General features: G+C 53.4%; 10 protein-coding genes. 7 read left to right on the top strand and 3 right to left on the bottom strand.

The genetic code is table 11. From position 1 onward, the window contains the following. Positions 1-66: 66 nt before the first annotated feature. The 5 genes from ACQKLP_RS02380 to ACQKLP_RS02360 all read left to right on the top strand — a co-directional run bounded on the left by ACQKLP_RS02380 (position 67) and on the right by ACQKLP_RS02360 (position 6,178). Positions 67-1,860, top strand: a complete 1,794-nt coding sequence (locus tag ACQKLP_RS02380; protein WP_427319697.1) for an acyl-CoA dehydrogenase family protein — start codon at positions 67-69, stop codon at positions 1,858-1,860. Positions 1,861-1,954: 94 nt separating this feature from the next. Continuing rightward, on the top strand, positions 1,955-3,712 hold the full coding sequence (locus ACQKLP_RS02375) for an N-acetylmuramoyl-L-alanine amidase (RefSeq protein WP_427319695.1): 1,758 nt from the start codon (positions 1,955-1,957) through the stop codon (positions 3,710-3,712). 378 nt (positions 3,713-4,090) lie between these two features. Further along, positions 4,091-4,435 carry a carboxymuconolactone decarboxylase family protein gene (locus tag ACQKLP_RS02370; protein ID WP_427319693.1) on the top strand — a complete coding sequence of 115 codons (345 nt, stop codon included), beginning with the start codon at positions 4,091-4,093 and terminating at the stop codon, positions 4,433-4,435. 32 nt (positions 4,436-4,467) lie between these two features. After that, on the top strand, positions 4,468-5,505 hold the full coding sequence (locus ACQKLP_RS02365; RefSeq protein WP_427319691.1) for a 2-oxoacid:ferredoxin oxidoreductase subunit beta: 1,038 nt from the start codon (positions 4,468-4,470) through the stop codon (positions 5,503-5,505). A gap of 223 nt (positions 5,506-5,728) precedes the next feature. Beyond that, complete coding sequence (locus tag ACQKLP_RS02360; protein WP_427319689.1) at positions 5,729-6,178, top strand: DUF6934 family protein; 450 nt, start codon at positions 5,729-5,731, stop codon at positions 6,176-6,178. Positions 6,179-6,539: 361 nt separating this feature from the next. Here the strand turns inward: ACQKLP_RS02360 and ACQKLP_RS02355 are convergent, their stop codons facing one another. Both ACQKLP_RS02355 and ACQKLP_RS02350 read right to left on the bottom strand, forming a co-directional pair. Continuing rightward, a complete protein-coding gene (locus tag ACQKLP_RS02355; protein ID WP_427319687.1) occupies positions 6,540-7,178 on the bottom strand; it encodes a LysE family translocator in 639 nt (212 codons plus the stop codon). A 14-nt stretch (positions 7,179-7,192) separates the two neighbouring features. Next, the gene (locus ACQKLP_RS02350; protein WP_427319685.1) at positions 7,193-8,734 is read right to left on the bottom strand and encodes a GH3 family domain-containing protein; all 1,542 of its coding nucleotides are present in this window, start codon (positions 8,732-8,734) and stop codon (positions 7,193-7,195) included. A gap of 87 nt (positions 8,735-8,821) precedes the next feature. Between ACQKLP_RS02350 and ACQKLP_RS02345 the strand changes: the two genes are divergently transcribed. Both ACQKLP_RS02345 and thiL read left to right on the top strand, forming a co-directional pair. After that, positions 8,822-9,595 (top strand): inositol monophosphatase family protein, encoded by a 774-nt coding sequence (locus tag ACQKLP_RS02345; RefSeq protein WP_341842452.1) that lies wholly within the window; start codon positions 8,822-8,824, stop codon positions 9,593-9,595. Positions 9,596-9,598: 3 nt separating this feature from the next. Continuing rightward, positions 9,599-10,627 carry a thiamine-phosphate kinase gene (gene thiL / locus ACQKLP_RS02340; protein WP_126245765.1) on the top strand — a complete coding sequence of 343 codons (1,029 nt, stop codon included), beginning with the start codon at positions 9,599-9,601 and terminating at the stop codon, positions 10,625-10,627. 60 nt (positions 10,628-10,687) lie between these two features. Here thiL and ACQKLP_RS02335 read toward each other — a convergent pair whose 3' ends face one another. Beyond that, the gene (locus tag ACQKLP_RS02335; protein WP_427319682.1) at positions 10,688-12,349 is read right to left on the bottom strand and encodes an ArnT family glycosyltransferase; all 1,662 of its coding nucleotides are present in this window, start codon (positions 12,347-12,349) and stop codon (positions 10,688-10,690) included. Between the last annotated feature and the right edge of the window lie 14 nt (positions 12,350-12,363).

The following is a 12,363-nucleotide window of genomic DNA, read 5'->3' as shown; positions in this document are numbered from 1 at the left end:
CGTAATCATAATTTGTCAATTGCCATAAACTCGGTAAATTACGAGTAGACTAAAAAATCATGCAAAATGGATACCGCGGTAAATAGCAAAGCAGCCCTGAAAGGGGCGGAGTTTTTGGTGAAAGACGCATCCCCCGCAGACGTTTTCATCCCTGAAGATTTTTCGGAAGAGCAGCTGATGATCAAGGAAATGGCCGAAACCTTCATTGCCAGGGAGGTTACGCCGGTGCTGGACAGGCTGGACAAGCTGGAGGAAGGCCTTATGCCTTCGCTGCTGGACAAGGCCGGCGAGCAGGGCTTGCTGGGAGCGGCGTTCCCGGAAGAACTGGGAGGCCTCGGCAAGGATTTCATTACCGCAACCCTTATCAACGAAGCCCTCGGCGCAGGGCACTCCTTCTCCGTAGCCATGGCCGCCCACACCGGGATCGGCTCGCTGCCCATCCTTTACTTCGGCACCGAAGCACAAAAACAGAAATACATCCCCAAGCTCGCCACCGGCGAAATGAAAGGCGCATACGCCCTCACCGAGCCTAACTCCGGTTCGGACGCGCTGAGCGCCAAAACCACCGCAAAACTGACGGACGACGGGAAGCATTATATCCTGAACGGCCAGAAAATCTGGATCACCAACTCCGGGTTCGCCGATGTATTCACCGTTTTCGCGAAAGTCGACGGCGAGCAGTTCACCGCCTTCATCGTGGAAAAAGGCACTCCTGGCTTCACGCTCGGGCCGGAAGAACATAAAATGGGCATCAAAGGCTCCTCCACTCGGCAGATTTATTTCCAGGACGCCAAAATCCCCGCTGAAAACGTGCTGGGGCAAATCGGCAAAGGCCACCTCATCGCCTTCAATATCCTCAACATCGGCCGCCTTAAACTCTGCGCCGCCACCCAGGGAGGCGCCAAAGGCAGCATCAACATCGCCATCCAGTACGCCAAAACCCGCGAACAATTCAAACAACCCATCGCCAACTTCGGCGCCATCAAACATAAACTCGCCGAAATGGCCATCCGCATCTGGGCCTGCGATTCGGCGCTGTACCGCACGGCAGACCTCATCAACCAGCAGGAACATGAATTGCTCGCCGCCGGCAAAACCTTCAGCGAAGCCCTCCTCGGCGCCGCGGAAGAATATGCCGTCGAATGCGCCATCCTGAAGGTACTCGGCTCCGAAGTGCTCGATTTCGTGGTGGACGAAGGCGTACAGATCCACGGCGGGAACGGCTTCAGCGACGAATACGTCATCTCCAAAGCCTACCGCGATTCGCGCATCAACCGCATTTTCGAAGGCACCAACGAGATCAACCGCCTCCTCACGCTCGACATGACGCTCAAACGCGCCATGAAAGGCAAGATCGACCTCATGACACCCGCCATGAACGTGCAGAAGGAACTCATGAGCATCCCCGATTTCGGGAACGACGATGAGAGCGCGTTCGCCGCGGAAAAGAAAGTGATCGCCAACCTGAAAAAAGCCATCCTTCTCGCCGCCGGCGCCGCCGCACAGAAACTCATGATGAAACTGGAATCCGAACAGGAAATCCTCATGAACATCGCAGACATGGCCATCGAAACATTCGCCTGCGAAAGCGCGCTGCTCCGCCTCATCAAACTCACCGAACAAAAAGGCGAAGCCGCCGTTGCACTGCAAACGGATATGGTTAAAACCTATATCACAGACGCGGCAGACCGTGTGCATAAATCCGGCAGGGACGCCATCAATGGCTTCGCCGAAGGTGATGAACAACGGATGATGCTCCTCGGCCTCAAACGCTTCACCAAAACCGCACCGTTCAATACCAAGGACGCCCGCCGCCGTATAGCCGACAAACTTATTAGTGACGGCAGATACACTTTTTGAAGAGCGGCAGGTCATTAACACTTGAAATAGATAACTTTACAAGGAACAGGCACAATACCTGTTCCTTGTTTTTTTGGACAATAACCAGCGCGCTATGTCGAAATGGAAAATCGGGAGCCTGTTGATGGCGGCCTGCATCGCCACCCCATCTCTGGCCCAGGAGAAAAGTTTTTTGCGCCTTACCCAACCAGGCAAACTGAACAACAGCGTATCCACCGCACGGCAGTTTCTCGTGGGCTCCACCTGCAAATCGTGCCAGGTGTTCGTGAACGATGCGCCGCAGAAAGTATATCCCACCGGCGCTTTCGCCATAGAAGTGACACTGACGGAAGGCGGCAACGAATTCGTGGTGAAATCGAAAGGTCCCTCGGGCGACAGCTCCTCGCGTTCCGTCTGGTTTACCTACAACATGCCCCAGGCGCCGCAACCGGTTACCACCGTCAACATAGCGTCCATTCAAACTTTCCCCGAAGGCAACCTCACCGTGGCCCCGGGCGATATCATCCAGATCCGCGTGAAAGCCATCACGGGCGGCACCGTAAAAGTCGGCGACGCGCTCACGCTGCGGGAATTACCTGTTGGCGGCTCCCAGCAAATGCGGGGCATTTACCAGGGAACGTATACCGTGCAATGCGCCGATCCCCTCATCCAGGGCCGACAGTTGCCCGTTACGCTCGAATATGAAGGGCAACAGGTACGCCGGTCTACCCCGAACATCTTCACGCTCCGCGATCCGCAGGCGCAACCGCTCATCGGTAAAACGACCGGCGACGATCCCATTCTCAAATACGGCCTCGGCGCCGACCGTCTCGGCGGCGCGCGCATGGGCAGCCTGGATACCGGCGTGGTGCTCAATATCACCGGAAAGGCCGACGGCGATTACCGCGTTCAGTTGTCCAAAACCCTCAGCGCCTGGATCCCGCAGGAATTCGTGAAACTGCAGCCGCAGGGAACGTTTCCGCCATCGTCGCTCACCGGCTCATGGCGGGTTTGGGGCGATGAGAAATTCGATTACGTGTCGGTTGCCCTGAGCACCAAACTGCCGTACCGCACCATCCAGCAAACCGATCCTTCCCGCATCGTGATCGATATTTTCGGGGCTACGTCCAACACCAACTGGATCACGCAGCTGGAGAATACGAAGGAAATCAAGAACGTTTATTATGAACAGCCGGAAGACGATATGCTCCGGGTTATCATCGAACTGAAACACGCCCAGCACTGGGGGCACCAGGTCTACTATAACGGCAGCATTTTGACGGTAAAGGTGAAACGTCCGCCCGCGAAACCAGGCCTGGGCGATCTGACCATCGCCGTGGATGCCGGTCATGGCGGCAGGAATCTCGGTGCGCAGGGGCCCACGGGCGTCTACGAAAAGGAAATGGCGCTGGCCGTGGCCGTGGCCCTGCAGCAGGCGCTCCAGCGCGAAGGGGCCCGCGTCATCATGACCCGCGTCAATGATTCTTATGTCGACAACGGCTACCGCGTGGTTTCTTACCGCGACAAAGACCCCGACCTCCTCGTGAGTATTCATCTCAATTCATCGTCTGACCCCATCCGGATCCAGGGCACGAGCACCTACTACAAGCATATCGGGTTCCGGCCGCTGAGCCAGCATATCTATAAACGGCTGCTGGAGCTGGGTTTAAAGGAATTCGGGAACGTGGGAAGTTTCAACTTCGCGTTGAACGGGCCTACTGAATACCCAAATGTCCTGGTGGAAACGCTGTTCCTGAGCAATCCCGAAGATGAAATGCGGGTGCTGGACCCGGGGTTCAGGCAGGAAATGGCCGGAAAGATCGTGGCGGGGATCAAGGAATTTGTGGCGGAGGGCTACGCCAAAGCCCAATAAGGCCGGGATGGAACAGAAATGGCTCCCGCAGAGGGAGCCATGTAATACCGGTGAAGGTATTTCCATATCCAGAACGAATCTTTAGCGCGGGTAGCAAGGTGATGTTAACACGTATGCATCCTCGCCGTAAGGCGGTTAATATCTCATGTCTTCGTTAACGGTGAAACCGGGAAATTGGGGCCGAAAACCAGGCCCGGACTGAACCGGCGCCATAGTGCAAAGGTGCCCATTTGACTGCTGGCAGCAAATACCCACAAGTGAGTATTTTTAAAGTTTCCAATACCCTACCATCTTAGTAGATTAATGTTTATCTTTGTCAGACGGCTGACAAGGGGATATTTCGTACCTTTAACGTTATCCGTTGATAAATACAATCTTATGGGCCAACTGGTAGAAGAGTTCGACGCTTACCGGAGCAAAATGAACGAAGTGATCCTGGGAAAACAGAACCTGGTGCTCAACCGGCTGTTCAACCTCGATACGAATACATACGCCGAAGGGGCGCTGTCCGTAAAAACGAAGGAATTGCTGGGGCTGGTGGCCTCCATGGTGCTGCGTTGCGACGATTGCATCAAATATCATCTCGGAAAGTGTCATGAGCAGGGAGTTACCACGCCCGAACTGTATGAAGTTTTCGCGGTGGCCAATATCGTGGGCGGTACCATCGTGATCCCCCACACCCGCCGGGCAGCCGAATATTGGGAAGAACTGATCAATCCGTAACTTTACATTTCTAACTTTATATATATACATCAATGTCAACAGCTACCGCTTCTCCGCAGCCTTTAACGGCCAAAGATTTTGCAACCGACCAGGAAGTCCGCTGGTGCCCGGGTTGCGGAGACTACTCCATATTGAAACAGGTGCAAACCATCATGCCCGGACTTGGCATTCCCCGTGAAAACATCGTGATCGTATCCGGTATCGGATGTTCTTCGCGTTTTCCTTATTACATGAACACGTACGGCATGCACTCGATCCACGGGCGCGCCACGGCCATCGCTTCCGGGTTGAAGGCTACGCGCCCCGAGCTGAGCGTCTGGATCGTAACGGGCGACGGCGACGGGCTTTCCATCGGCGGCAACCATACCATCCACTTGCTGCGCCGTAATTTCGACGTGAATATCATGTTGTTCAACAACCAGATTTATGGTTTGACGAAAGGACAATATTCCCCGACTTCGGAAACCAATAAGGTGACGAAGAGCACGCCCTACGGCAGTATCGACCATCCGTTCAACCCGATGGCGCTGGCCATGGGCGCGGATGCGACGTTCGTAGCGCGCAGCATGGACCGCGATCCCAAGCACCTCCAGGAGATGCTGAAGCGTAGCCATGCGCACAAGGGGGCATCGTTCCTGGAAATTTACCAGAACTGCAACATCTTCAACGATGGCGCGTTCGAGGTATTCACCGAAAAATCGAGCAAGGCCGACAACACGATCTTCGTGGAACAGGGCCAGCCGCTGGTGTTTGGCGCGCAGAAGAACCTGGGTATCCGGTTGGACGGGCATAAGCCGGTGGTGGTGGACCTGAACGATGGTCAGTTCAGTGCTTCCGACCTGTGGATCCACGACGAGCAGGATTTCGGCAAGGCGCAGATCCTCACCCGCATGTTCGACGACGCGCGGATCGAAGGGCACCTGCCCCGTCCGTTCGGCGTGTTCTACCAGATTTTCCGTCCTACCTACGAAGAGATCATGGGCGCCCAGCTGGAAGAAGCGAAGGCGAAACGTGGTCCCGGCAGCCTGGACAAGCTCCTGGCCGGCAACGAGACCTGGACGATCGCATAAGCAACGAACCCGACAACATACGAAGGCCGCATACATTGCGGCCTTTTTTTATATCAGGATTTCCGGTCTACATCAAACTCGATCCCACATTAACTCTCCGCTTATTTCAACTGCTCAAAACCGATTTCCATCTCCGAAAACCCGAGATGCAATTTTAGGTGTATTGATCCCCATCAACGAGATTTGAATCGTTAATTCGATTGCCATTGTTTAAACCTGATTTATGAATCTGGATTCTTATCCGGTGATTTCATCTGATGATTTGTTAACGCACACTTTTGTGAGTGAGGGGCCCAAAGGGAAAATAGAGAAACATATTTCGTTTCAGACTATCGGTAGAAATTGTTTCAACCTTGCCTTTGGAGACTGGATGGATGAGCGAGAATCTATCAATGACAAAAACAGAAGCAACAATCTTGACCGGGAAAAAGTGTTGAGCACGGTGGCTAATACCGTTCAGGCGTTTATGCTACGTTATCCAATGTCGCGGATTTTTGTTCGGGGAAGTACGCAAGCAAGGACCAGGCTATATCAGATGCGGCTATTGTCGTACCTCCATGAAATAAACAAAGATTTTCTATTGGAAGGTTTCCACGAAAATGAATGGGAAACATTTCAACCAAACAATAACTACTCGTCGTTTTCACTAACGAAAAAAATGAAATTACCATGAATAAATGCAGCAGGATTATTAAAACACTCAGGCGCCCCATGGGGAAATGGCTATACAATAAGAAACTGAATTTCCGTTACCGAATTATGCCAAAGCGTTATTTTCGGGGCCTTAAGAATAGGGCATTCTTTAACATGAAATTGGGGGAAGCCAGGGCTTTTCTTGCCAAACATCCGATACCCAAACCGCAAATCAGATAATTACGATTGTCTCGAAGATTCGTCGAATAGGGACTGTTCTTTGCTGGATGTACATTACTACATCAAGCACTAATTCGGATTTAAATCCTTCCTGTGATTAATTTAGCACTTATGCGTGAATGGGTCGGACGGCGAAGGGATGCACATGTTGGTAAAATAACTCAATGCGTAAAATCCCCTCCGCCCAGGAGCACCTGGTACAACAGGGCCAACCCGAAGATGATCATACAAACACCCGCTACCCGGTTCAGCCAAAGCACGTTGGTCAAAGTCAGCTTGTGACGGATCTTATCGGAAACGAAAACCTTGAGGATATCGGCAGACAATACGAACAGCAGGCACACCGAATACATCGTGATGCGATAACTCACATCCAACGGCGCATTCGCCACGCAAACGCCCAGCCAGAAAATAATCACCCCCGGGTTAAGGGTATTCATCAGGAACCCGCCCAGCCAGATCTTCGCATAGTCGCGCGTCCGGAACATTTCCGGACGCTCGTCCCCCGTGGCAATACGCACTTTTTTGAATAACAGGCCGTAAACGCCCATTCCAATCAGCAGAATGCCACCCGAAATCCCGATCAACCGGGTATGAGAACCAAGACTGCCGACGAACGACGATGCCAGGTTCCCCAGCAGCACAAACATGATATCACTCACGGAAACGCCCAGGGCAAAACTAATCCCCGCACGCCAGCCGTTGCTGATGCTATACTTGATAATGGCGAAAATCACCGGTCCCACAGAAACCGATAAAAACACGCCCAATCCCAATCCTGCGATAATGGCGGCAGTCATTCCCGATAAAACACTTAGGCTTTCACGCCTGCTTTGGTGATGAGGAATTGTTCCCAGTCTTTGAGCTTTTCGCCCTTCAATACACGCGGAAACTTGTTCATGGCCCCTTCCTTACCCTTGCAACGCAGGTAATCGAGGAAAACCTGGTTCGGCATGATCTCCACGAAGATCTCCTTCAGCGCCGACGTTCGCTCCACCGCATAATCATCGTTCACATCGCTCAGCGTCTGGTCGATGATCTCCCTGACCTTGGCCGCGTCCACATTGGCAGCATCGGTCCCGATGTACCACCTGTGCGCGAACAGGTTCTCGTACTGGAAACCCGCCACCGTAAACTCACGGATCGTGATCCCCAGCTTCCGCTGCACGGTATCGATCGCCTTGTTCATGTTATCGATGCTCATGTGCTCGCCCGCCAGGCTCAGAAATTGCTTGGTACGGCCCACGATCACGATCTCATGCTCTTTCACCGAGGTGAACTTCACCACGTCGCCGATCAGGTAGCGCCAGGCACCGGAGCAGGTAGACAGCATCACGGCATATTCCTGGTCTTCCACCACTTCGTGGATCATGTATGATTTGGGATTCGGCTTCACTTCGCCGTCCGCGTCGAAATTTTCTTCGTTGAAGGGGATGAATTCATAGAAAATCCCCGTGTTCAGCACCAGTTTGATGCCTTTCACGCCCGGGCGCGCCTGGAAGCCGAAAGACCCTTCCGAAGCCATGTAGGTCTCGATAAAGGTGATGGGCTTGCCCAGCAGACGCTGGAAACTCTCGCGGTAAGGCTCGAAGCTTACGCCGCCGTGAATATAAATGGCCAGGTTGGGCCAGATTTCGTGGATGTGCTTGACGTTGTGGTACTTGATGATTTCCTCCAGCACGATCTGTACCCAGGCGGGTACGCCGCACACGGTGCCCACATCCCACTGCGGCGCCTTGCGCACGATCAGTTTGATACGCTGCTCCCAGTTCGGCTTGCGGGAAATCTGGCTGCCCGGCTTGTAAAACCGGCGGAACCATTTGGGGATGTTCTTGGCCTGGATGCCGCTCATGTCGCCCTCATAGTAATCCCCCTTTTCGAAGAGGGAAGTGGTGCCCCCCAGCATGAGGATGCCTTTGGTGAACGACTTCGGCGGCACATTGAAGTTAGCCATGGAATACAACTGCTTCACACCCACCTTTTTCACGGTACGCAACATGTCTCGCGTAACGGGGATATGCTTGCTGGCGGATTCCGACGTTCCCGAGCTGAGCGCGAAGTACTTGATCTTCTCCGGCCAGCTCACGTTCGCCTCCCCTTCCAGGCACTTATGCCACCACTCCGCGTGCATCTTGTTATAGTTATGCACGGGAACGCTCTGCCGGAAACGGGCTACCCAATTGGGGGCATGTAAAATGTCCTCAAATTGATAGTGTTCGCCGAACTGCGTATGCTTCGCTTTTTCCATCAACCTGCGCAATACCTGCATCTGGTATTGGCGAGGCGTCCCCAGCTTGAATGTGAACTGTTTCCTTATTCGTAGGGATCTGGATATCAGGTTACCAATAATGGCCATTAATCGCGGATTCTTAGTTTAAAAAGCAAAAATAGTTAATTCGTGGTAATAAAGGGGGAAGTTGGCGAAGCTTCGTACATTTGCGCCATGTTGAAAACAACGTTACTCAAAGCTACAGAAGCCGGGGCAAAAGTTCTGCAGGAATATTTTAACGGTACTTTCACGATTTCCCATAAAAGTACGGTCAACGACCTGGTGACCGAAGCCGATAAAAAAGCCGAAGCCGCCATCATAGACGTTATCCGGGCCGATTATCCCGACCATTTCATCCTCAGCGAAGAAGCCGGAGCCCTCGAAACCGCGTCTTCCGTCAAATGGATCATCGATCCCATAGACGGCACCGTGAATTTCGCCCACGGCATCCCCCTCTGCTGCGTGAGCATCGGCGTGGAACAAGACGGTGAAATGATCCTCGGCGCCGTGTACAACCCCATTATGAACGAGTTTTTCTTCGCCCAGAAAGGGTTTGGGGCCACCTTGAACGACCGGAAAATCTCCGTTTCGGCCAAGCCCCACCTCGCCAACGCCTGCCTCGTCACCGGCTTTCCCTACAAATTCGAAAATTCTACCCATAATCCCCTCGCCACCCTCCAGTCTTTCGTGCAGCAAGGCCTCCCCGTTCGCCGGCTCGGCTCCGCCGCCATCGACCTCTGCTGGGTTGCGGCCGGACGGTTCGACGGCTTCTGGGAACACCACCTCAACGCCTGGGACTCCGCAGCAGGATTCCTCATCGTCCAGGAAGCCGGCGGAAAAGTGACCGACTTCAAAGGGAATGCTTATTCCCCTTACCAACCGCACATCCTCGCCACCAACGGCCTCATTCACGACGGCATGCTGGAAGCGATCAACAATATTCAATAAATCATGGAAGAAAGAACTGAAATAAACGACCTCGGAGAGTTTGGCCTCATCGACCGCCTCACGCGCAACTTCGAAATCCAGAACGCCGGCACCGTGCTCGGCGTGGGCGACGATGGCGCCGTGATCGACCATTTCGGCAAACAAACCGTCGTTTCGACCGATATGCTCGTGGAAGGGATCCACTTCGACTTGATGTACACCCCGCTGAAACACTTGGGCTATAAGTCAGTGATTGTCAACCTTTCCGATATATACGCCATGAACGCCGTGCCTACCCAGATCACGATGAGCATCGCGTTTTCCAACCGTTTTTCCCTCGAAGCGCTCGACGAATTCTACGAAGGCGTGTATGCAGCCTGCGAACGCTACAATGTGGACCTCATCGGCGGAGACACCACTTCTTCCCAGAAAGGGTTCATTATCAGCGTAACCGCCATCGGTGAAGTGACGCCCGGCCAGTTCGTGAAACGCTCCACCGCACAGAAAGGCGACCTCCTTTGCGTTTCGGGCGACCTCGGCGCCGCGTACCTCGGGCTCACCCTGCTGGAACGCGAGAAAAAGATCTTCCTGGAAAACCCCAAAATCCAGCCAGACCTTGAAAATCAAACATATATCATCGGCCGGCAGCTGAAACCCGAAGCCCGGAAAGACATTATCGAATTCCTGGCCGAAAAGGAAATCATCCCCACTTCCATGATGGACGTGAGCGATGGCCTCAGCTCCGAAATCCTCCACATCTGCAAGCAAAGCGAAGTGGGCTGCGTCCTCTACGAAGACAAGCTCCCCGTTCATGACGAAGCCCGCCAGATGGCCATGCAATTCGGCCTCGATCCTACTGCCTGCGCACTCAGCGGCGGCGAGGATTATGAGCTGCTTTTCACCATGAAACAGGAAGATTATGATAAAATCGTACTAAATGAGGAAATTGCGGTGATCGGGTACATCACCGGGCCGGAAGAAGGCGCGCATATCATAACCCGCGGTGGAAACAGGCACGAAATCACCGCCCAGGGATGGAACGCGTTCAAATAGTGTAAAATCGCCATAAATAGAAAAACGCCCGGTTCAATGATCGAACCGGGCGTTTTTAGTTTAGAAATCTACTATTTTGAAGACAGGACTGTTGTGGGTTGGATCAAGGCCCGGCACTACGTCAAGTCCCAACTTGATCCGGTTTTTCATCATCCCCGTTTTCGGAATATGGATATCGACCGAATCTTTACCCATCAAATCCCGCAGATACATCCCCGTCTCAAAAACCTCCGGCGGTCCACCGGCTATATCCAGGATGAGGTAACGTAACGCGGGGCCATTCCCGATGACCGGCACCTGGACCCCGTAATGGTTTTTCACCGCAAACCGGTATTTTTCATCGACCGACTGATGAAATTCTTTTCGTGCGGGGATTAGTTGAAGGAGGCTGTAAGCATAGAAATCTGCCTGCGGTTTACCGTAAAACGTGCCCTGCGCCGTTTTTCTGCCTTCCGTCTCCGGGAAATAATTTTGGTCGGAGGACGCCAGCCAGATTTCCTTTCCCCACAATTTTTCCTCCATCGGCCAGAAATTGTACTGGCTGCGGCGGCTGCGGATGGTATTGAGACTGTAGGCAAATTCTCCCTGGTAGAACATGTATTTCGATGGCTGCTGGTAACTGTTGAGGAACACCACCGGCCGGCCGGCCGCCTGTTCCTTCACTACGGCCGTCCATTCGCGGTTGTGGTGGATTTCCGGGCGGATGCGCACGCCCGGCAGAAAATCCCACATCATATACACCCGTACCACCGCCACCAATACCAGCGACGGGATCCAGAGCGCCTTCAACACCTTCACCGAATACCCCTGCCGAACGATCCCCTGGTGGGCCAACACTAACAACGGCGCAAATACCATCACCGTCCAGTTGGCTTCCACGCGCCCTTTGATCGTGCTCAGCGCGAAAAACGCCAGCACCCCGATCAGCGAGAACTTCATCGCCCGCTCAAAACTGTCTTTCACCGGCACGCGGAAAGCGTAATACAGCAGCAGCCATCCCACCAGCGGTCCGAACAGCAGGAGCTGCCCCGCGAGGTAATCGAGCGTATAACTGTAATGGTAAGCCTTGGCGTTCCTTTCGAAAAGATGGTATTGAACAGACGGGAAATCGTGGGTGTATTGCCAGTAAAGGTGCGGGAAGAAGATGGCGGTCGTCACCAAAACCGCCGCCCAGAACCGTGGCAGCTTCAGCAGGTGCGGATTGGAGATCACGGTAAAAAATACCAGCAGTACGCCGTGGTATTTGCTGTAAAACATGAGCGCCATTCCCAAACCCAGTAGCAGCGTGTTTTTCCAGTTTTGCGCGGTGAGGAAGTTGCGATAGAGATAGAAATATAAAGCGGCGAAAAATATCAGCGGAATATCCGGAACCGCCAAAATCCCGCCAAGCTGCATGGCGCCCATTCCCGCCAAAATGAGGTAGAAAACGGTGTTGTTCTTTTCGGAAATGAGCTTGTCGGTCAGGATGAGCGTGCCCACATTCAGGACCACCATGCCCAGCCGAACGCCCAGTTCGTTATGGAAAAGCGCGTATCCCGCCTTGATCAGCAGGGCGATCATGGGCGGATGGTCGAAATAGCCCCAGTCGAGGTGCCGGGAATACACCCAATAGTACGCCTCATCGTCCATCAGCTCGGTAAAACAAGCCTGAACGATCGCCAGGAGGGCCCATAGTGCCAGTACGGTATTTTTGTACTGGTCCTTTGTGAAAAAGCGGATCATAGTGGGGCGAAGTT

Origin of the sequence: Chitinophaga sp. NPDC101104 (genome assembly GCF_050277495.1) — a bacterium.
In the GTDB taxonomy this organism is placed as follows: domain Bacteria; phylum Bacteroidota; class Bacteroidia; order Chitinophagales; family Chitinophagaceae; genus Chitinophaga.
The sequence above is the reverse complement of the archived record's forward strand: the minus strand, read 5'-3'. Positions and strand labels throughout refer to the sequence as shown.

What these genes read in the sequence shown, in the direction of transcription:
- ACQKLP_RS02380 (WP_427319697.1), top strand. Translation starts at nt 67, where the DNA reads ATGGATACCGCGGTAAATAGCAAAGCAGCCCTGAAAGGGGCGGAGTTT.
- ACQKLP_RS02375 (WP_427319695.1), top strand. Translation starts at nt 1,955, where the DNA reads ATGTCGAAATGGAAAATCGGGAGCCTGTTGATGGCGGCCTGCATCGCC.
- ACQKLP_RS02370 (WP_427319693.1), top strand. Translation starts at nt 4,091, where the DNA reads ATGGGCCAACTGGTAGAAGAGTTCGACGCTTACCGGAGCAAAATGAAC.
- ACQKLP_RS02365 (WP_427319691.1), top strand. Translation starts at nt 4,468, where the DNA reads ATGTCAACAGCTACCGCTTCTCCGCAGCCTTTAACGGCCAAAGATTTT.
- ACQKLP_RS02360 (WP_427319689.1), top strand. Translation starts at nt 5,729, where the DNA reads ATGAATCTGGATTCTTATCCGGTGATTTCATCTGATGATTTGTTAACG.
- ACQKLP_RS02355 (WP_427319687.1), bottom strand. Translation starts at nt 7,178, where the DNA reads ATGACTGCCGCCATTATCGCAGGATTGGGATTGGGCGTGTTTTTATCG.
- ACQKLP_RS02350 (WP_427319685.1), bottom strand. Translation starts at nt 8,734, where the DNA reads ATGGCCATTATTGGTAACCTGATATCCAGATCCCTACGAATAAGGAAA.
- ACQKLP_RS02345 (WP_341842452.1), top strand. Translation starts at nt 8,822, where the DNA reads ATGTTGAAAACAACGTTACTCAAAGCTACAGAAGCCGGGGCAAAAGTT.
- thiL (WP_126245765.1), top strand. Translation starts at nt 9,599, where the DNA reads ATGGAAGAAAGAACTGAAATAAACGACCTCGGAGAGTTTGGCCTCATC.
- ACQKLP_RS02335 (WP_427319682.1), bottom strand. Translation starts at nt 12,349, where the DNA reads ATGATCCGCTTTTTCACAAAGGACCAGTACAAAAATACCGTACTGGCA.